Source organism: Micromonospora sp. NPDC002575 (assembly GCF_042889525.1).
GTDB classification, from domain to species: domain Bacteria; phylum Actinomycetota; class Actinomycetes; order Mycobacteriales; family Micromonosporaceae; genus Micromonospora; species Micromonospora carbonacea.
Genome location: NZ_JBIARA010000002.1, coordinates 149216 through 167881, shown reverse-complemented (window position 1 = coordinate 167881; position 18666 = coordinate 149216). Strand labels below are relative to the sequence as shown.

General features: G+C 73.8%; 18 protein-coding genes. 12 read left to right on the top strand and 6 right to left on the bottom strand.

Going from position 1 to position 18666, the window contains the following annotated elements:
• The first annotated feature begins 45 nt into the window (after positions 1–45).
• The 4 genes from ACFYWL_RS04200 (at position 46) to ACFYWL_RS04185 (ending at position 2848) form a co-directional block, all read left to right on the top strand.
• Positions 46–489, top strand: a complete 444-nt coding sequence (locus ACFYWL_RS04200; RefSeq protein WP_386967128.1) for a DUF1622 domain-containing protein — start codon at positions 46–48, stop codon at positions 487–489.
• A complete protein-coding gene (locus ACFYWL_RS04195) occupies positions 486–791 on the top strand; it encodes a hypothetical protein (RefSeq protein ID WP_386967125.1) in 306 nt (101 codons plus the stop codon). Before ACFYWL_RS04200 ends, ACFYWL_RS04195 begins: the two co-directional genes overlap by 4 nt.
• Positions 792–832: 41 nt before the next feature.
• A complete protein-coding gene (locus tag ACFYWL_RS04190; protein ID WP_386967122.1) occupies positions 833–1039 on the top strand; it encodes a hypothetical protein in 207 nt (68 codons plus the stop codon).
• Positions 1040–1375: 336 nt separating this feature from the next.
• Entirely contained in the window at positions 1376–2848 is a 1473-nt protein-coding gene (locus ACFYWL_RS04185) for a polysaccharide biosynthesis tyrosine autokinase (protein WP_386967119.1), read from the top strand.
• On the opposite strand, the gene ACFYWL_RS04180 is transcribed toward ACFYWL_RS04185, so the two are convergent.
• Positions 2829–3383 carry a low molecular weight phosphatase family protein gene (locus ACFYWL_RS04180; protein ID WP_386967116.1) on the bottom strand — a complete coding sequence of 185 codons (555 nt, stop codon included), beginning with the start codon at positions 3381–3383 and terminating at the stop codon, positions 2829–2831. The two genes, ACFYWL_RS04185 and ACFYWL_RS04180, sit on opposite strands and share 20 nt — an antisense overlap.
• A 114-nt stretch (positions 3384–3497) precedes the next feature.
• On the opposite strand from ACFYWL_RS04180, the gene ACFYWL_RS04175 reads away from it, so the two are divergent.
• From ACFYWL_RS04175 to ACFYWL_RS04165, 3 genes are all read left to right on the top strand, one after another.
• On the top strand, positions 3498–4757 hold the full coding sequence (locus ACFYWL_RS04175) for a glycosyltransferase family 4 protein (protein ID WP_386967113.1): 1260 nt from the start codon (positions 3498–3500) through the stop codon (positions 4755–4757).
• A gap of 87 nt (positions 4758–4844) precedes the next feature.
• Positions 4845–6632 carry a DUF4012 domain-containing protein gene (locus tag ACFYWL_RS04170; protein WP_386967110.1) on the top strand — a complete coding sequence of 596 codons (1788 nt, stop codon included), beginning with the start codon at positions 4845–4847 and terminating at the stop codon, positions 6630–6632.
• Positions 6633–6649: 17 nt separating this feature from the next.
• Positions 6650–7333 (top strand): hypothetical protein, encoded by a 684-nt coding sequence (locus tag ACFYWL_RS04165; RefSeq protein WP_386967107.1) that lies wholly within the window; start codon positions 6650–6652, stop codon positions 7331–7333.
• Between the two features lie 81 nt (positions 7334–7414).
• Here the strand turns inward: ACFYWL_RS04165 and ACFYWL_RS04160 are convergent, their stop codons facing one another.
• Both ACFYWL_RS04160 and ACFYWL_RS04155 read right to left on the bottom strand, forming a co-directional pair.
• Complete coding sequence (locus ACFYWL_RS04160; RefSeq protein ID WP_386967765.1) at positions 7415–8890, bottom strand: MFS transporter; 1476 nt, start codon at positions 8888–8890, stop codon at positions 7415–7417.
• A complete protein-coding gene (locus ACFYWL_RS04155) occupies positions 8866–9102 on the bottom strand; it encodes a hypothetical protein (RefSeq protein ID WP_007071258.1) in 237 nt (78 codons plus the stop codon). Before ACFYWL_RS04155 ends, ACFYWL_RS04160 begins: the two co-directional genes overlap by 25 nt.
• Before the next feature lie 154 nt (positions 9103–9256).
• On the opposite strand from ACFYWL_RS04155, the gene ACFYWL_RS04150 reads away from it, so the two are divergent.
• From ACFYWL_RS04150 to ACFYWL_RS04140, 3 genes are all read left to right on the top strand, one after another.
• The gene (locus ACFYWL_RS04150; RefSeq protein ID WP_386967104.1) at positions 9257–10420 is read left to right on the top strand and encodes a geranylgeranyl reductase family protein; all 1164 of its coding nucleotides are present in this window, start codon (positions 9257–9259) and stop codon (positions 10418–10420) included.
• 207 nt (positions 10421–10627) lie between these two features.
• Positions 10628–11428: a hypothetical protein gene (locus ACFYWL_RS04145; protein WP_386967102.1), complete on the top strand. Its 801-nt coding sequence runs from the start codon at positions 10628–10630 to the stop codon at positions 11426–11428.
• Between the two features lie 6 nt (positions 11429–11434).
• A complete protein-coding gene (locus tag ACFYWL_RS04140; protein WP_386967099.1) occupies positions 11435–12508 on the top strand; it encodes a WD40 repeat domain-containing protein in 1074 nt (357 codons plus the stop codon).
• A gap of 48 nt (positions 12509–12556) precedes the next feature.
• Here the strand turns inward: ACFYWL_RS04140 and ACFYWL_RS04135 are convergent, their stop codons facing one another.
• The 3 genes from ACFYWL_RS04135 to ACFYWL_RS04125 all read right to left on the bottom strand — a co-directional run bounded on the left by ACFYWL_RS04135 (position 12557) and on the right by ACFYWL_RS04125 (position 15606).
• Complete coding sequence (locus ACFYWL_RS04135; RefSeq protein WP_386967096.1) at positions 12557–14368, bottom strand: bifunctional metallophosphatase/5'-nucleotidase; 1812 nt, start codon at positions 14366–14368, stop codon at positions 12557–12559.
• Positions 14369–14554: 186 nt separating this feature from the next.
• The gene (locus ACFYWL_RS04130; protein ID WP_386967093.1) at positions 14555–15217 is read right to left on the bottom strand and encodes a nucleotidyl transferase AbiEii/AbiGii toxin family protein; all 663 of its coding nucleotides are present in this window, start codon (positions 15215–15217) and stop codon (positions 14555–14557) included.
• On the bottom strand, positions 15214–15606 hold the full coding sequence (locus tag ACFYWL_RS04125) for a hypothetical protein (protein WP_386967090.1): 393 nt from the start codon (positions 15604–15606) through the stop codon (positions 15214–15216). Before ACFYWL_RS04125 ends, ACFYWL_RS04130 begins: the two co-directional genes overlap by 4 nt.
• Before the next feature lie 531 nt (positions 15607–16137).
• On the opposite strand from ACFYWL_RS04125, the gene ACFYWL_RS04120 reads away from it, so the two are divergent.
• Together ACFYWL_RS04120 and ACFYWL_RS04115 are read left to right on the top strand one after the other, a co-directional pair.
• Entirely contained in the window at positions 16138–16749 is a 612-nt protein-coding gene (locus tag ACFYWL_RS04120) for a hypothetical protein (RefSeq protein WP_386967088.1), read from the top strand.
• Between the two features lie 238 nt (positions 16750–16987).
• A complete protein-coding gene (locus tag ACFYWL_RS04115) occupies positions 16988–18382 on the top strand; it encodes a hypothetical protein (protein ID WP_386967086.1) in 1395 nt (464 codons plus the stop codon).
• Positions 18383–18666: the final 284 nt, after the last annotated feature.

The window sequence follows — 18666 nt, the reverse complement described above, 5'->3', positions numbered from 1 at the left end:
CGACTGACGGCGACTACCCACCGGCGGGTCGGGTAACGGCCCCGGGTGAGCTGGGACGAGATCCTGCGTGCCGGCGACCACCTGGCGGTCGCCGTCGTGGAGGTCGCCGGCGCGGCGGTCATCTTCGTCGGCGCGGTCTGGGCGGCGCTGCGGTTCGTGGCCGAGGGGCTGCGGCACCGCAGCGCCGCCGTCTTCACCCCCATCCGGTTGACCCTCGGCCGGTTCCTCACCCTCGGGCTGGAGTTCCAGCTCGCCGCGGACATCCTGCGTACCGCCGTGTCGCCGACCTTCGACCAGATCGGCAAGCTCGCGGCCATCGCCACCATCCGGACCGCGTTGAACTTCTTCCTCCGCCGCGAGATCGCCGGGGAGCAGCGCCAGATCGACACCGACCGGCCGTCGACGCCGGCACCCGAGCCGTCCCGCGCCGCGCGCCCGGCGGCGACTGCGCCCTCCGCCGGCTCCCCCGAGGGCGGGGACCGGTCGTGACCGCCCCGCTGCCGTCGGTCGTGACCGCCGCGGCGCTGCTCACCGGCCTGGTGACCCTGGCGGCCACCGGATCGTGGCGGCGCGCGCTGCGGGTGCTGTTGGACCTGCTGACCGCGGCCGGGCTGCTCCGCCTCGCCGGCGACCAGGGCTGGACGCAGCTGGCGGGGGCCGCCGCGGTCGTGGCGCTGCGCACGGCGCTGTGGCGGGTGGTGGTGGCCACCATGCCGGCGCGCCGGCCGCGGCGACCCGCCGCCGGAGGAGGCCGAGCACGCTGCGGGGCGGACGATCAGGCCCTACCGTGAGCGACAAGAGGCGATTCTGGCGATATCAGGAGGGAAAAGGCATGAGTCGGCACGACGAGCCCAACGAGTACGGTTTCGCCGGCAGCGCCACCGCCCCCGAGCCGCCGGCCGGCGGCCGGCCCGACGAGCAGGACCTGGCCGAGGAGGTCGCGGTGCCGGGCGACGACCTCACCGAGCCGTTCAGCGACGCGGCGAGCGACGAGACGGAGCCGGCCGAGGAGGACGAGCCGGCCGAGCGCCGCCGCTGAGGCGTCGGCAGGGCGTCGACAGGGGGCCGCCGGGCGTACCCGGCGGCCCCCTGCGCTGTCCGTTCCCGGCGGGCCCGGTCTGGGCGTCCCCGCGTCGGGTTCCCGCGTCACCTCGCGCGTCCGAACCGAGTTGGTCCAGGTGCGGAGGGTCCCGCGGTGGCGGTGCGTGTGCCGTCTTCATCCTTATTGCCGGCTTTGCGGGTTGTAATCCTTTACAGTCGGTTCGACCGGATGCGCTGGTGGGGCCGGCGACGTGCCGGGCCGCCCCGTGACTGCTGAGGGAGCTCTGGTGCTTGACATGTCGACCGCACTGATCGGACGGAGGCTTCCCGCCTGATGGACGTTCGCGATTTCCTCCGGACCGTCCGGCGTAGCTGGTGGGTGGTCCTGCTCTCCGTCATGGTGGGCCTCGCGGTGGCCGCGCTGGTCACCGTCCGGGCCCAGCCCCGCTACGCGGCCTCGGTGACCTTCTTCGTCACCACCCCCAACCAGGGCGTCACCGACGCCTACCAGGGCAACGTCTTCATGCAGCAGCGCGTCAAGTCGTACGCCGACCTGCTGCAGAGCGACCGGCTGGCGCAGAACGTGGTGGGCAAGACCCCGCTCGGGCTGACCGCCGAGGACGTCCAGGCGCGGGTCAGCGCCGCCGCCATCCCCGACACCGTCCTGTTGCGCGGCACCGTCACCGACACCGACGCCACCCGCGCGCTGCGGTTGACGGAGGCGATCACCGCCCAGTTCGTCGACCTGGTCAAGGAGGTGGAGTCCGCCGGTGAGGGGCGGACCCCTCCGGTGAAGGTCGAGGTGATCAGCGGCCCGCGGGTCGGCTCCAGCCCGGTGTCGCCCGACCCCGCCCGCAACCTGGCCCTCGGCGCGCTCGCCGGCCTGCTCGGCGGCATCGGCCTGGCGCTGCTGCGGACCCGGCTGGACACCCGGCTGCGGGACTCGGTCGCCCTCCAGCGCGCCACCGGCAGCCCGCTGCTCGGTGAGATCCCGTTCGACGCCGCCGCCCGCACCGCCCCGCTGATCGTCGGCGACGCGGCCACCTCCGCCCGCGCCGAGGCGGTACGCAAGCTGCGGACGAACCTGCGCTTCGTCGACGTCCACGAGCCCGCCCGGGTGATCGCGGTGACCAGCGCGTTGCAGGGGGAGGGGAAGACCACCCTCTCCTGCAACCTCGCCATCGCCCTCGCCGAGGCCGGCTGGCGGGTCGCCCTGGTGGATGCGGACCTGCGCCGGCCGAAGGTGGCCGAGTACCTGGGCATGGAGGCCGGCGTCGGGCTGACCGACGTCCTGCTCGGCGACGTCAACGTGGGCGACGTGGTGCAGCGGTGGGGCGACAAGTCCCTGCTCGTGCTGCCCGCCGGCTCGGTGCCGCCCAACCCCAGCGAGCTGCTCGGCTCCAAGGCGATGGCGGACCTGCTCCTGGTGCTGCGGGAGTCGGCGGACATCGTGGTCATCGACACCGCCCCGCTGCGTACCGTCACCGACGGCGTGGTCGTCGCCGTCCAGGCCGACGGGGCCCTGATGGTCAGCCAGTACGGCCGCACCGACCGTGGCCAGGTCGGCGCCGCCGCGCAGGCGCTCCAGGCGGTTTCCGTGCGGCTGCTCGGCTGCGTGCTGAACATGGCCAAGCTCGGCCGCGCCGAGAGCTACCAGTACGAGCGCTACCGGGTGGAGGTGCCGGCCGGGCTCGCGTCCGCCCCGCCGAGCCGCGCCGACGCGCCGGCCGCCCGCAGCGGCGCGTTCCCCGGCCCCGAGCAGACGATCCCCGACCCGACGCAGGAACTCACCCGGTTGCCTCGATGAGTGCCGCAACCGGTGCCAGCGACCGCTCGATCTCCTGCGCGCAGCGCCGGAAGTCGGCTGGCCCGCCGCCGATCGGGTCGAGCAGGTCGTCCTCGGCCGGGGCGACCGGTTGCAGGAGCCCCCGGGCCAGGGTCGCGGCCCGCACCGCCGCCCGCAGGGCGTCGACGTCCGCGCCGTCCGGCGTCCCGGCCGCCCCGGCGAGCCGGCCGAACTGGCGCAGCGTGAAGGTGCGGTGCAGGGCGGCGGGCAGGCGCGCGACGCAGGCCGACCGCTGGCGTCGGGTGGAGGTCAACACCAGCGCGGCGTCGGCCAGGTGGGCGGTGGTCAGCGCCCGGCTGCGGAACTCGCCCGGGTCGCGCCCCGTCTCGGCGGCCACCTCCGCCGCGTACGGGTGCATGGGCCGGCCGTCCACGGCGTCGGTGCCGGCGCTGGCCACCTCGACCGGCAGCTTCGCCATGAGCTGGGCGGCCAGGTATTCGGCCATGGGCGAGCGGCACAGGTTGGCGTGGCAGACGAACAGGATGCGGTCGGCCATCGGCGGTTCTCCCAGTGTTCCCGTCGCGGTGTGGCCCGTGGAATCGTATGCGTCAGCCGGCACGTTCCGTGTCCGCGCCACGCCGTTGCGTCATCGTCGTGCGGGGAGGGTCCGGTGAGGATCGGCATTCTGTCCTACCACTTCCCGCCCGAGCCGGCGTTCGTCCCCGGCAGCCTCGCCGAGCAGCTGGCCGCGCGCGGCCACGAGGTCCGCGTCCTGACCGGTTTCCCGGACTATCCCGGCGGTCAGGTCTATCCGGGCTGGCGGCAGCGGTGGCGGTACGAGACCCGCAGCGAGCGGCTCACGGTCAGGCGGGTGCCGCGTTGGTCGGTCGGGGACGCCTCCGTGCGGGCCCGGGTGGCGAGCTGGCTCTCCTTCGCCGCGAGCGCCGGCACGATCGGCCGGGGCCACCTGGCCGGCGTCGACGCGCTCTACGTGCACCAGCTTCCCGCCGCGACCTTCGCGGCGGCCGGCCTGCTGCGGCTGCTGGGCGCGGTGCCCACGGTGCTGCACGTGCAGGACGTGCATCCGGAGCTGGACGCCCAGGGCGCGACGCCGACGCCCTGGGGCGCCCGGGTGGCCGCCGCCACCCGGTGGCTCTACCGCTCGGCCGACCTCGTCGCGGTCGCCGCGCCCGGCATGCGTGACCTGGTGGTCGCCGGCGGCGCCGATCCGGGACGGGTGCGGCTGGTGCTGAACTGGACCGACGAGCGGCTGTTCCACCCGGCCGAGCCGACCCGGGAGGCGCGCCGCCTCGTGCGGGGCGACGGGCGCTGCGTGGTGATGCACGCCGGCACCATCGACGCCCGGCACGGGCTGGAGACGGCCGTGCGCGCCGCCGCGCCGCTGCGGGGCACGATGGACCTGGTCCTGGTCGGCTCGGGCCCCGGCGAGGAGCGGGTCCGGCGGCTCGCCGCGGAGCTGGGGGCCGACAACGTCCGCTTCGTCGCGCGGCGCTCGCCCCTGGAGATGGCCGACCTGTACGCCGCCGCCGACTACCAGTTGGTGATGCTGCGCGACCTGCCGGAGCTGCGCGGGACGGTTCCCGGCAAGTTGCAGGCCGCGTTCGGCTGCGCGGCGCCGGTGGTGGCCTCGGCGGGCGGCGACACCGTCGAGATCGTGGAGCGCGCCCGGGCCGGGCTGTCCTGCCCGCCGGAGGACTGGGCCACGCTGGCCGACCGCTTCTGGCTGGCCGCCACCATCCCGTCGGCGGCCCGGCTGGAGATGGGCCGGCGCGGCCGGGAGGTCTACCTGCGGGACATGTCGCTGCGCGGCGGGGTGGACCGCGTCGAGCGGCTGCTCCACGAGGCGGTCGACGCGCGGCGCGGCCGGCGGCCCGCCGAGCGGGCGCGACGTGCGGAACCCCAGGCTTAAATCCACCATAACGGCTCGAAGCGGTCGAAAAGCGTGCTAGAAAGTGATGAATCGTCATTTCTGTCCGTTTTATGAGTGGAGCTGGCGTTGAGTGAAACTGAGCAGCCTCGCCGCCGGGGGCGACGGTCCCGGCGGCGCGCCAGGGCACGCGCCCGTCGCGCCCTGCTCGCCGGCCTGGTCGTCGGTTCGCTGGCGCTGCTGAGCGCCGGCTGGGTGGGCTTCCGGGGCTGGCAGGCCCGCACCCACCTGCTCAATGCCGCCGCCCTGGCCCAGCAGCTCAGCGCCGAGGTGGTGGGAGCCGACACCGAGCGGGCCCAACGCACCCTGTCGGCCCTCCAGGAGCAGGCCGGCGCGGCGCGTGCCGCCACCGACGACCCGGGCTGGCGGGCCGGGCAGCACGCCCCGTACGCCGGCGACGACCTGGCGGCGGTGCGCCAGATCGCGGTGGCGATCGACGACCTCGCCCGGCAGGCCTTCCCCACCCTGCTGCGCACCGACCTGTCGACCCTGCTGCCCGGCAAGGGGCGGCTGGACGTGCGCCGGCTGAAGGCCGTCGCCGCGGAACTCACCACCACCGACCAGGTGGTCCAGCGCGCCCACGCCCGCCTCGCCGCCGTACCCGACGAAGCCCTGCTCACGCCGGTGCGCGACGCGGTGGCCGAGCTGCGTACGCAGATCGACCGGCTCGCCACGCTCACCCGGGCGGCCGATGGCGCCGCCCGGCTGCTGCCGCCCCTGCTCGGCGCGGCCGGCCCCCGCAGCTACCTGATGGTGTCCCAGAACCCGGCGGAGCTGCGCGCCACCGGCGGCATGTTCGGCGCGTACGCCCTGATCGAGGCCCGGGACGGCCAGCTCCGGATGGGCGCCCAGGGCACCAGCGCCCAACTGGGCCTCTTCGACCCGCCCCTGAAGCTCCAGCCGGAGATCCGCAACCTCTACACCGACCTGCCGGGGACGTACCCGGCGGACGTCAACCTGACCCCGCACTTCCCGACCGCCGCCGCGCTGTTTCGCCAGATGTACCGCGAACGCACCGGCGAGACGGTCGACGGCGTCCTCGCGGTCGACCCGGTGGTGCTGTCCTACCTGCTCAAGGCCACCGGCCCCGTCCCGGTGCCGGGCCACACCACCCTGGTCGGCGACAAGGCGGTGCGGACGCTGCTCTCCGACGCCTACCAGCAGATGGACGCGCAGGAGCAGGACAAGTTCTTCGCCGCCTCGGCGGCGGCCGCCTTCGACACCTTCTTCACCCGCGAGGTGGACCCCCGGGCGTACCTGTCCGCGCTGGACCGGGCCATCACCGAACGGCGCGTCCTGTTCTGGAGCGCCCACCCCGAGGAGCAACGGGTCATCGAGGGCAACCGGCTCGCCGGCTCGCTGCCCGAGAAGGAGGACGTGCCCACCGTCGGCGTGTTCCTCAACGACGGCAGTGGCGCGAAGCTCGGCTACTACCTGCGGCCGGCCGCGACGCTGACCGTCGGGCAGTGCCGCCCCGACGGCCGCCGCGAGCTGCGGCTGCGGTTCACGCTGCACTCGACCGCGCCGCGGCGTGGGCTGTCGACGTCGGTGCTCGGCCTCGGCCTCGCCGGCGACCCGTACACCGCCCGCACGCTGGTCTCCGTCTACAGCCCGGCCGGCGGCGCCGTGCAGCGCACCCGGCTCGACGGCGCCGAGGTGCCCGTCGGCAGCGGCGCCGAACGCCGCCGGCAGGTCGTCGTCGCCAACGTCGAGGTGCCCCCCGGCGCCACCCGGACCCTCGAGGTCGACGTGCTGAGCGGCAGGACCGGCAGCGCCAGCGGCGAAGGCGACCTCTGGCTCACTCCGACCGCCACCCCATGGACCACCCACATTGATCCCGCACCACACTGCGATTAGCTAGGAGGGAACCCATCATGCGGCTATCCCGCATCATCATGGCGCTCACGATCGGCCTTGCCGTCGTGGCCGCGCCGACCGCGGCGGGGGCGGCGCAGCCGCAGCCGACACCGTCGCCGACCGGTTCACCACAGCCGCCGCCGTACCCGCCGCAGCCCCCCGTGCTGACGGTGAACCCGTCGACGATCTACGTCGGCGACGCGGTCACCCTCACCGGCGCCGGCTTCGGGCCGAACGAGGTCGTCGACATCACCGTCACGATCACGCCGCTGGCCGCCGGCCTGCCCGGCCAGGCCACGCTGCGGCGCGGCGACGGCAGCACCGTCGCGATGGCGCCCGTCGCGTTCCGGGCGGCGGCCCCGACGCACTTCACGGTCGTGACCGATGGGGAGGGGAGCTTCACCACCACCTACACGCCGGACACACCCGGGCAGTACCTGTTCACCGCGGTCGGCCAGACCACGGGCCGGACGGCGAGCGCCACGCTGACCGTGCTCTCGCGGTCTCAGCCGTCGCCGTCGCCGACCTACCACCCGACGCACAAGCCCTGGCCGCCGCACGGCGGCAAGCTGCCCGTGACGGGTGACAACCTGGGCACCCCGCTCGCGGTCGGCGGGGGCCTCCTCGGGGTCGGTGTGGTGCTGACGCTCGCCGGCCTGGCCTGGCGTCGTCGGGGACGCTTCGGCGGGTCGACGCGCTGACCACGCCGAGCCGGGCAGTGCCCGCGCAGGGAGCACGACGGCGCCCGTCCGGGGACCCCCCCCGGGCGGGCGTCGCCGCCGTCATCCCGCGCGCCCGCCGCCGTCGCGCGCGTGCCTGCGGTCGTCGCGCGCGTGCCTGCGGTCGAACAACGCGGCGACAAGGCCGAGCGCGATGATCCCCATGGCCAGCAGCAGCGCGTGCCGCACCGCCGTCGACCAGTCCCCGCCGCTGCCGGACAGCGCCGAGAACAGCACCGAGCCGACGGCGGCGATGCCGGCCGCCGAGCCGATCCGCTGGCCCGTCTGGAGCATGCCGGCCCCGCTGCCCGCCTGCGGCACCGGCACCTGGGCCAGGGTGAGGGTCTGGTTGGGCGTGATGACCAGGCCGCTGCCCAGCCCCGCGACCAGCAGCGGCACGGCCGTCAGCAGCGGCACCGACCCGTGCGGCTCGCCGCGCAGCACGAACACCACCGCGCCCAGGCCGAGCAGCACGACCAGCAGGCCGACGGCGACCAGCGGCCGGCCGTACCGGTTGACGATCCGGCCGCCGACCGCCGCCGCGGCGGCCGAGCCGAGGGCGAACGGCGTGATGGCCAGGCCCGCGACCAGCGGGCGGTAGCCGAGGCCGTTCTGCAGGTAGAGCGTGAAGACGAAGAAGATCGCGGTGAACCCGCCGAAGTAGATCAGCGCGATCAGCGAACCCAGGGCGTACGAGCGGACGCCGAACAGCCGCAGGTCGAACAGGGGAGCGCCGCGCCGGGCGTACCGTCGTTCCCACAGCCCGAAGACGGCGAGCGCGGCGAGCCCGGCGGGCACCAGCACCCACTTCCACGGGCTGTGCCACTGCTCGCTCTGCACCAGCGGCAGGAGCACGAGCACGACGCCGAGGCCGAGCAGCAGCACCCCGACCGGGTCGAGCCGCCGCCCCTGCGCCGCGCCCGCCGGCTGCGCCGGCAGCAGCCGCCAGCCGAGGACGATCGCGACGATCCCCACCGGGACGTTGACGAAGAAGACCCACCGCCAGCCCTCCTGCTCGCCGCCGGCCTGGATCAGCAGCCCGCCGAGCAGCGGCCCGATCGCGGTGGAGACGCCGATGGTCGCGCCGAGCAGCCCGAACGGCCGGCCGCGTTCCGGGCCCCGGAACAGCTGCTGGATCAGGCCGGTGACCTGCGGGTTGACGATTCCGGCGGCGACCCCTTGCAGCAACCGGGCGGCGATCAGCCAGCCGGGGGACTGGGCCAGCCCGGCCAGGGCGCTGGTCAGGGTGAACAGGGCGATCCCGACGACGAACGCGGTGCGCCGGCCCCGGGCGTCGCCGAACCGCCCGGCCGGCACCAGCACCAGCCCGAACGTGAGGGCGTAGCCGGACAGCACCCACTGCAGGTCGCTCGGCGTGGCGCCGAGCGCCCGGTCGATCGACGGGACCGCCACGTTGACGATGCTCACGTCGAGCAGCGTCATGAAGGCGGCGACCAGGCCGACCCCGAGCGCCTGCCACCGACGTCGCTCGTCGATCCGGCCCGCCGAACGGCTCACGCCATCTGGCGGGCGCACCAGCGCGGACCGAAGTCCAACCCGGCCATCGGGGAGTCCTCCCGGTGCAGCAGGTTCTTCTCCGTCAGCAGCCGCAGGGGAGCGTGCACCTCCTCCTCGGTCAGGCCCGACTCCTGCGCGATCAGGTCCGGGTAGGGCACCTGCCCGCGCGCCTCCAGCGCCGCCACCGCCTCGTACACCCGCTCCTCGACGTCCGACAGACGCACCTGCTGCATGGCTTCCTCCTCGGTCGCCGCCCGCGCGGCGGGCGGAGCTGCGCTGCGCGGTTACCCGCCGGCCCGCCGTTGATGCCCGCCCGCCGGATTCGGCCCGCGTCGCACCGCTGTGGCGGCCGGCCTCGCGCACCGGCCGTGCCCTAGGCTGCAATCCGTGATCAACTGGGACCTTGTCGTCGTCGGCGGCGGCCCCGCCGGGCTCTCCGCCGCCCACGTCGCGGCCACCGCCGGGCTGCGCACCCTGGTCGTCGAGCGCGCCGCGCATCCCCGGTACAAGACCTGCGGCGGCGGCCTGATCGGCACCTCCCTCGCGGCCGTCGCCAACCGGATCGACGTGCCGGCGCACGACCGCGTGGACCGGGTGACGTTCACCCGCGACGGGCGGCGCGAGTTCACCCGCCGGCACGCCGCCGGACCGCTGATCGCGATGGTGCGCCGCGACGAGTTCGACGACCGGCTGCGGGCCGCCGCCGTCGCCGCCGGGGCACGGCTGCGCGAGCGGGTGGCGGTCCGCGCCGTGGAACAGGACCCCGACGGGGTACGCCTGCGGCTCGCCGACGGCGACGTCGTGCACGCGCGTACGGTGATCGGCGCCGACGGCTCCTCCGGGGTGACCGCCCGGCACGTCGGCGTGCGGTACCGGCAGGTCGACCTCGGCCTCGAGCTGGAGCTTCCGGTGCCCGAGGCGCACCGTCGTCGCTGGCGCGGCCGGCTGCTGCTGGACTGGGGGTCGATCCCCGGCTCCTACGCGTGGGTGTTCCCCAAGGGCGACACGTTGACCGTCGGGGTCATCGCCGCCCGGGGCGCGGGGGAGCGGACCCGGGCGTACCTGCGCGACTTCGTCGACCGGCTCGGCCTGGCCGGGGTGGACCCGGAGCACGACTCCGGGCACCTCACCCGGTGCCGGGCCGACGACTCGCCGTTGCGTCACGGCCGGGTGCTGGTGGCCGGCGACGCGGCCGGACTGCTGGAGCCGTGGAGCCGGGAGGGCATCAGCTACGCGCTGCGCTCCGGCGCGCTCGCCGGCGCCGCCGTCGCCGGCGGCGACCTGGACGGCTACCGGCAGGCGGTGGACCGGGACCTGGTGCCGTCGATGCGCGCCGGGCACCGGCTGCTGGAGGTGTTCTCCCGCCGGCCCGACGTCTTCCATGCCCTGCTGGCCACCCCCGCCGGGTGGCGGATGTTCGTCCGGTTCTGCCAGGGGCGGGCGAGCTTCGACGAGACGCTGACCCGTGCCCCGGTGCGGGCGGCGCTGGCGCTGCTGGACCGGCTCCCGCCGGCCCGTCAGGTCCGCCCCGCCCCGGCCGCGTCCCGCTGAGCTGGCGGGCGCGGCACAGGTCCCGTCGTCACCGTCTCATACCGAGTGGTGACGCGGCGCTACGATGGGGCGGCAACGTCCCCATTGGCTCTCCACCCAAGGTTGGTGACGTAGTTGCCTGGCAGGAAGCCGGCCACCCGACGGCGACGGCCGGAGGTCCGAGAGAACGAGCCGGCCCCACGCGACCGGTGGCTGTCGCGGGAGCTCGTGGCGGCTGCCGTCGCCGTCGGCGTCACCGTGGTCGGCGGCCTGGGTCTCGCCGCCGGCCAGAAGTGGCTCGACCTCGGTGGCGACAAGCCCACGCCGTCGCCCGCTCCCAGCGGCGATCCGATCAAGATCAATAAGATCACCCTCGTACCCAGGGACAACGACAACACCTGGGTGTTTCCCGAGGCGGTCGGCGCGCAGACCCTCGGGCAGATCGAGGACGAGTTCCAGGCGTACGAGAGGAGCAGCCACGACATCATGCGCTCCCACGGCGGCGTCGAGAAGGGCGTCTCCACCGTGGAGCTGGAACTCGAGGGCAACCGCGAGAAGGCCGTGCGGCTGACCGACATCGCCGTCCGCCCGCGCTGTCGGGCGCCGCTGACGGGCGCGCTCTTCGACGCGCCCCCGCAGGGAACCGCGGAGACCGTCCAGGTCGGCTACGACCTCGACCGCGATCCCGTCTTCGCGCAGGAGGCCCGGACGGACGACAACGACATGCTGCCGCGGCTGACCGGCAACTACTTCGCCGACCAGAAGTACGCGCTCAAGCTGGGCGAGCAGGCCACCTTCCGGCTCTCCGCCGTGACCAGGAAGCGATACTGCGAATACACCTTTGAGCTGGAGTACCTGGCCGACGGCAGGCCCGGCTCGATGACCGTCGACAACCAGGGCGAGCCGTTCCGGGTGACGGCCCTGGTCGTCCGGGGCGGCGAGGTCGACTGCTCCGCCTACCGGCAGGTGTACCAACCGTCGGAGCGGGGCTGGACCAGGGCGTCGACGTCCGCCCCGTGCGGCGGGTGAGGGGACATGAGGCGCGTCTTCCTGGCCGGGCTCGTCAGCGCGGCGGCGGTCCTCCTCGCCACGGGCACGGCCTGTTCGGCAGGTAAGACCGGAAGCGGAGCCGCGAACCCGCCCCCCGCCCCGCCGCCGAAGGACTTCCGGGTCACCCTCCTGTCGGAGCACGCGAGGTTCACCCACGGCGTCGCCCTGAGCAGCAACGGCGAACGCGCCCTCACGAGCTCCGTGGAGGAACTCGCCGATCCTCCGCACGGATCCGTGACGCTCTGGGACCTGACCGATCCGCTGAGGCCCCGTGCCACCCCACTCGTGCCCGATCACGGGGGCACGACGGTCGAGGTGGCCCTGAGCGGCGACGGCAGGCGCGCGGCGACCTTCCACGCGCGGGGTGAGCTGACCCTCTGGGACCTCGCCGACCCCGCGCACCCGTCGCCCCGGACCCTGGCCGCCGAAGGGGTGACGTCACTGGATCTGAACTACGACGGCCGCTACGCCATCGCCGGCGGCGACGACGGGGTCCACCTCTGGGACCTCGCCAACCCCGACCAGGTGCGGAAGACGAGGCTCCTGGGGACCGGCGACCCGACCTACTGGTACGACGTCGCCCTGAGCGACGACGCGAACCGCGCTCTGGTCAACTACCGGTCGGACGACGGCGGCGGTGGCGACGGTGGCGTGATGATCTACGACCTGTCGGACCGGTCCGACCCGCAAGCGTATGCGCTGCTCCGCAACGGCGGATACACCTCCGCCGACGCGATCGCCCTCAGCGGCGACGGCAACACCGCGCTCGTCGGCTACCGGCACTGGACCACCTACCACGAGTTTGTGACCTACTGGGACCTGCGCACCTGGGACAAGACCGAGCTGCGGCCGATGACCGGGTGGAAGATCGTCCCGGGCGTCGACGGCGGCACCACCCACGGGTGGGATCTCGCGCTCGACCACGACGGCGGACGCGCGCTCATCGCTCCCCGCGACGGGTACGCGCCGCTGGCCGACCCGAACCCCCCACCCTCCGAAGTGCAGTTCTGGGCACTGGACACCCTGACCGGCTTCACCCGGTTCCCCGCCCCCGGGTGAGCGGCCACCACCGGCCGCCCACCCGGGGACACCGCGTGGGCGCGGGGATCAGAAGACCGGCACGCCCTCGCGCACCAGCTTCCAGTTCGGCACGAAGAAGTCCGCCGGGTCGATGGTGCCGCGCTCCTGCGCCCAGTCGATGAGCAACTGCCGGATCTCCTGCTGCGCGTTGTAGACCTGCGGCTTCACGATGCCCGGGAAGTTGCCGCCGCCGCTGCGCCGGTAGTTGTTCACCGCGACCACGAACCGGGCGTCGTCGGCGACCGGGGCGTCGGTGCCGGGCAGGACCAGGCGGGAGATCCGCTGGCCGACCGGCCGGCTGACGTCGATGTCGTAGTCGAGGCCGGAGAAGACGTCGTAGTTGTAGTCCGGCACCGCCGGGTCGCTGATCGTCGCCGGGTCCACCGGCGCACCCACCGCGAGGGTCGCGAAGTACTTCGCCGAGTACTCCAGGTAGGCGCGGACCTCCGCGCCGGTGAGGACCACGGCCTCCAAAGTGTTGTCGTAGACGTACAGCCCGGCCACGTCGCGGATGCGCACGTCACCGGCCGGGAAAACCGCCGTGCGGCTGAACGGCGCGGCGATCGACAGCACCGGCAGGGTCGCGTGCTCCGTGCCGGCCAGCGCCGCCGTGACCACCTCGGTCTGCACGTGGTTGATGAAGTCCAGGATCGGGGTGTCCCTGTACCGCGACTCGGCCGCCGACAGCTCCACCGTCGACCGGGCGACCACCGTGTTGACGTACGAGACGGTCTTGGTGTGCTGGCCGCGCACGGCCGCGAGCACCGCCGGATCCTCGACCACCGTGTTGGTGTTCAGCATGGTCGCGTGCTTCGACACGACCTTCCAGCAGCCCCGCTCGCGGGAGAGCGTGAAGTCCATCCGGGTCAGCCGCTGCCCCCACTTGGACGGCTCGGAGAGCAGCACCTGCGCGCCCGTTCGCGTGTTCGTCACGAACTTCTCGACGACCTCGTTGTGGGCGTGCCCGAAGAGGATCGCGTCGATGCCCGGGACCTGCTCGGCGATCATCGTGCACGGGTTCTCGTTGGGCAGCTCCGGGCCGTAGCTGGAGGTGCCGCTGTCGCCGCCGTGCGCGGAGACGATGACGAGGTCCGCGCCGCGCGCCCGCATCACCGGCACCCACTTCGCGGCCGTTGCCACCATGTCGGCGAAGACCAGCTTGCCCTCGACGTTGCCCTTGTCCCAGATCGCCACCCCCGGGTTGGTGAGGCCGAGGATCCCGACCTTCAGCTTCGGCGCGCCGTGCCCGCCGAGCCGGACCTCCTTGATCACGTACGGCAGGTACGCCGGCCTGCCCGTCGCCGCGTTGACCGCGTTGGCGGCGAGCGCCGGGAAGCCGAGCTGGCCGATCCACTTCGCCAGCAGCGGCAGGCCGTAGTTGAACTCGTGGTTGCCCAGCGTCACCGCGTCGTACTTCAGGATGTTCATCGCGTTGGCCATCGGGTGCGTCTCACCGGTCGAGGTGATCGGCTCCTGCTTGGCGTAGTACGTCGCCAGCGGGGTGCCCTGGATCGTGTCGCCCGCGTCGAGGACCAGGGTCGCCCTGCCCTTGCGCTCGGTGCGGATCTGGTTGACCAGGGTGGCCAGCTTCGCGACGCCGACGTCGTTGTGCTTGCTGTCGTCGTACTCGGCGTCGCGGTAGTAGTCCCAGTTGTAGACGTTCCCGTGGGTGTCCGAGGTGCCCAGGACGGTGAGGTCCCAGGTCTTCGGTCCCTTCGACGTCTTCGGGTCCTTCGACTCGGCCGCCCGGGCCGGGGCGGCGGCGATCAGGGGCGCGGTCGCGGCGACGGCCGCGACGGCCAGCACCTGGCGGCGCGAAGCGCCGGAGGAGGAGGTCATGGGGTGCCTTTCCAGGGGAAGGGAGCGCCTCGTGGGCGCCGTTGCGCACCCTAACGAGCCCCCGTCACTCCTGCCACAGCGGCCCGACGGGCCGCTGGTTCGCCGGGCTACACGTCGACGCCACCGACCGTCACCCGGCCGCCGGTGGCCCGCAGCCGGGTGGTGAGGATGCCGGTGCGGCGGGCGTCAGCGGGGCCAGTCCGCCAGCCGGGCCCGCAGCCGGGCGACCTGCGCCGCGTCCAGCCCGTACCGGGCGAAACGACGGTCCGGCAGCCGGTCCAGGTAGTGGCCGGCGGCCCGCACGTCCTGCGGGTCCAGCGCGGGGTCGAGCTGCCGGGCCAGGTCGAGCACCTCCGCGACCGAATAGTGGTCGAGGACCGCCGCCACGTCGATGAAGTCCCGGACCTCCCGCCGGTTGACCAGGGCAGCCGTCTTGTTGGCAACCAGGTCACGGACGTCCATCACCGGCCCGAGGTCCATCACCACCGGGCTGCGGTACCGGTCGAGCCGGCCCAGGCTCAGCCGGATCCGGCGCGACCCCCGGCTCACCACGAAGTCCTTCATGTCCCGGTCGAACCCGGCGAACAACTCCGCGAGGTCGCTGTCCGGGTCTGCGTCGCTCACCTCGAACCCGGCGCGCTCCAACGCCGTACGCACCCCGGCAGCCGCCGCAGCCGCCGCCCCCTCGACGTCGGCGAAGAGGTCCACGTCCTCCGTCGGGCGGGAGAACAGCCCGTGCGCGGCCCAGGCGACACCGCCGCCCAGCACGAACCGGTGCCGCCCGGCGACCGACAGGGCCACCCGGGCGACCTCGCGGTAGAAGTCGTCCGGCGGCGCGGCCCCGGTCACGCCGCCGGCAGGGCCAGGTCGCCGGCCTGGATCGCCGGCCCGCCGCCTTCGTGGCGCAGGACCCGGTGGCGGCGTTCCCACGCCTCGCGTACCCCACGGGGCAGGTTGAGCAGGCACCAGACCTGGCGCAGCAGGTGACCGTTGACCAACTGGCGCAAATCGGCCGCGCGGGTGGTCTCGCGCAGGACGTTCTCGTACATCCAGAGCAGGTCGTCCGGGTCGCCGAGGTCGAAGGTGCGGTCCGCGCTCCACATCAGGCGTACGGGCAGCTCGACGACGCCCCGGGTCGGACCCGTCAGCTCGGTCAGGGTGGCGGTGACGACAGCGGGGCGGCCCGGGCGGGCCAGGAAGGACCCGCCGGTCACGGTGGGGGAGACGACGCCCTGCATGGTGTCAGGGTAGCGCCTGGTCGGGCCGACGCGGCACGACAGCCGCCGGACGGCCTGTCCCGGCTGGGCCCGCCGGGTCGGCATCGCCCGGTTGATCGTCTTCATGTCGGGCAGGTGGCGGTGTCCCGTCCCGTTGATACCCCCATCTCTCCCCGGCATCCCGTCACCCCTCGGCCGGGTTGGGCGGTTTGTCCGGCCTGGCGGGGTGGCGTGGGGCGGGGCGGGGTGACCGGCGGCACCCCGGGGCCGGAATCCCGGCCGGGCCGGGGTCGTTACACCTGACGGACCACCGAAGCAGGCCCCCGCACCCCTGCGATCCGGCAGGCCCCCGCCCCCTGGGTGTCGTCACCCCCCGGAATGCGGGCCGGCCGCCGGTCGTTACACCCGGACCCGGCGCCGCACGGCAGCCACCCCCGCTCGCTCGTTCGTTCTGAGTTCGTTGTTCGGGCGCCTCGACGCGGTGCTCGCGCACCCCCACCATCCCCCCTTCCGGGCGTGGGGTGCGCCGACCCCCGGATTGGAGACACCCCCATGAACACGACCATCCTGCGCAAGAGCATCCTCGGCATCGCCGGACTCGCCTTCGCCGGCGGCATCGCCGCCGGACCCCTCCACACCACCACCCCCGACGCCGGCACCAGCGCGGTCGACGCCCGGCCCGTCGCCGCCGTGCAGGCCGACAAGCCCACCGCCGGGGTCGACACCGGCAAGCTCATCCCCCACGGCGTGCAGGGCGCGCAGTCGCGCATCGACCTCGACACCGAACAGACCGCCAACGCCAAGGCGATCATCGCCGCCACGAAGAAGACCGGCCTGGACGAGCGGGCCGCGGTCATCTCGATCGGCACCGCCCTGCAGGAGTCGAAGCTGCAGAACCTGGGCCACCTCGGCGACCGCAACGACCACGACTCGCTGGGCCTGTTCCAGCAGCGCCCCTCCAGCGGCTGGGGCTCGCCGGAGCAGATCACCGACCCCGAGTACGCCACCACGGCGTTCCTCAAGGGCCTCAGGCAGGTCGACGGCTGGCAGGACATGGCCCTGACCGACGCCGCCCAGACCGTGCAGGTGTCCGCGTACCCCGACGCGTACGCGCAGTGGGAACAGCAGGCCGCCGACCTCGTCACCCAACACTGGAACAGCTGACACACGCACACGCACATGTGCCGACGGCCGGACCCCCGACCACCAAGGGGCCCGGCCGTCGGCGTCCCCACCACCCCGCCCAGCGTGGCGTTAACAAGGGGCCCTTCCTCTACAGAAAGCGTTAACAAGGGGCCCTTCCTTGCGGGTGGCGGGGTGGGCAGTGACGTTTGGCGGCCCGCCGCGTTCTGTCTGGTGTCGGGTCGCAGCCTGGTCGACCCATGTCGGCGGGAGTGAGCTGATGTCGTGTGCCGCGCTGCTGGTCGTGAGTCTCGTCGCCTGTGGCCAACTCGTCGCCGGTCCGACGCGACCGGCCGAGCCGGTCCGACCGGACGCGGGCAGCACGGCGTCCCGCCCGACCGCGGGTGACGACTTCACCCTGGCCGTGGTGCCCGGGGCGGCCTCGACGGTGGCCGGGAACCTGGTCCAGGCCACGGTGCGGACGGCGGTCACGACCGGGGCGGCGCAGACGGTCTCTCTCTCGGTGGGGAGCCTGCCCGCGGGGACGGCCGCGACCGTGGAGCCGGCGGTGGTGGCCTCCGGCGGGTCGGCCGTGCTGACCGTGCGGACCTCGGTGTCCACCCGAGCCGGCACGTACGACCTGGTGGTCACCGGCGTCGGCGCGTCGGCCCGGCACACCGTCGTCTTCCGTCTGGTGGTGCGGACCCCGGCGGTGATCAGGGCGGCGTTCTACTACCCGTGGTTCCCGGAGGCATGGCGGCAGCAGGGCCTGGACCCGTTCACCAACTACGTGCCGGCCCGGGGGTGGTACGCGATCGAGGAGCCGGTGGTGCGGTCCCAGGTCGCGGACATGCGCTACGGCGGGATCACCATGGGCATCGCGTCGTGGTTCGGCCGGGGCACGGTGACGGACGGGCACTGGCCGGCGATGGTCCGGGCGGCCCAGGGCACCGGGTTCGCCTGGGCGCCCTACTACGAGCCGGAGGGCAGGTCCGACCCGACGCCCGAGCGCATCGCCGACGACCTGCACTATCTCCGCACCACCTATGGCGGGCAGGGCTCGGCGCTGGCCGTGCTGCCCGACCGGGGCATGCCCGTCTTCGTGTACAACGCCGGGGACCTGACGACCGCGCAGGGCTGCGCCACGGTGGACCGCTGGAACCAGGCCCAGTCGTTGCTCCAGCGGCGGTTCGGGGAGAGTGTCCACGTCAACCTGAAGGTCTTTCCCGGCTACGCGGGCTGTCCGGGGACCGCGGGGGTGGCGGGGTGGCACCAGTACGGGCCGGCCCAGGCGGAGCAGGACTTCAGCCGTGCCCCCGGTGAGGGCTCCTACACCGTCTCGCCGGGGTTTTGGAAGGCCGGAACGCCGTACGGCGAGGGGCAGTTCCTGTCCCGGGACCGGGCGCGCTGGCGGGCGGGGCTGGCCCGGATGAACGCCTCGGGTGCGCCCTGGCAGCTCGTGACGACCTACAACGAGTGGGGCGAGGGGACCGCGATCGAGAGTTCCCGGGGGTGTCGCAGCCCCGCCCCGGCGGGAGCATGGTGCGACTGGAGCGGTGCGGGCCGGTCCGATTTCATCAGCGATCTGCACGACCAACTGCCTGCGCTCGCGAGCGCCGACGCCGACGCCGACGCGGTCGCGGTCGGGTCGGGCCGCGGGACTGCCGCCTCCTGACCCTCTCCGCATGCCGGCCGGCCCGCCGACCCGGGCCCCGCGTCAGCTGTCGGTCGACTCGCCGCGACGCCGAACGGGAATCCGTCTCCCGTTCGGCGTCGCGCATTTTCGTGGAAGTTGCGGGCATCCGGCCTGCGGGAAGTGGGTCGGCGGAAATGCGCGGCTCACGCATTTCCTGCTATCGCCTGCTCGGCTTTCGTAAATCGGACAACCGAATGCGCATCGTGGCTATGTCAATTTGCCGACTGTTCAGGCGTTGGACCTCTGCTGGTCATTCCCCATAA

Coding starts and splice junctions, on each gene's coding strand:
- ACFYWL_RS04190 (WP_386967122.1), top strand. CDS start 833: ATGAGTCGGCACGACGAGCCCAACGAGTACGGTTTCGCCGGCAGCGCC.
- ACFYWL_RS04185 (WP_386967119.1), top strand. CDS start 1,376: ATGGACGTTCGCGATTTCCTCCGGACCGTCCGGCGTAGCTGGTGGGTG.
- ACFYWL_RS04180 (WP_386967116.1), bottom strand. CDS start 3,383: ATGGCCGACCGCATCCTGTTCGTCTGCCACGCCAACCTGTGCCGCTCG.
- ACFYWL_RS04165 (WP_386967107.1), top strand. CDS start 6,650: ATGCGGCTATCCCGCATCATCATGGCGCTCACGATCGGCCTTGCCGTC.
- ACFYWL_RS04155 (WP_007071258.1), bottom strand. CDS start 9,102: ATGCAGCAGGTGCGTCTGTCGGACGTCGAGGAGCGGGTGTACGAGGCG.
- ACFYWL_RS04140 (WP_386967099.1), top strand. CDS start 11,435: ATGAGGCGCGTCTTCCTGGCCGGGCTCGTCAGCGCGGCGGCGGTCCTC.
- ACFYWL_RS04135 (WP_386967096.1), bottom strand. CDS start 14,368: ATGACCTCCTCCTCCGGCGCTTCGCGCCGCCAGGTGCTGGCCGTCGCG.
- ACFYWL_RS04125 (WP_386967090.1), bottom strand. CDS start 15,606: ATGCAGGGCGTCGTCTCCCCCACCGTGACCGGCGGGTCCTTCCTGGCC.
- ACFYWL_RS04120 (WP_386967088.1), top strand. CDS start 16,138: ATGAACACGACCATCCTGCGCAAGAGCATCCTCGGCATCGCCGGACTC.
- ACFYWL_RS04115 (WP_386967086.1), top strand. CDS start 16,988: ATGTCGTGTGCCGCGCTGCTGGTCGTGAGTCTCGTCGCCTGTGGCCAA.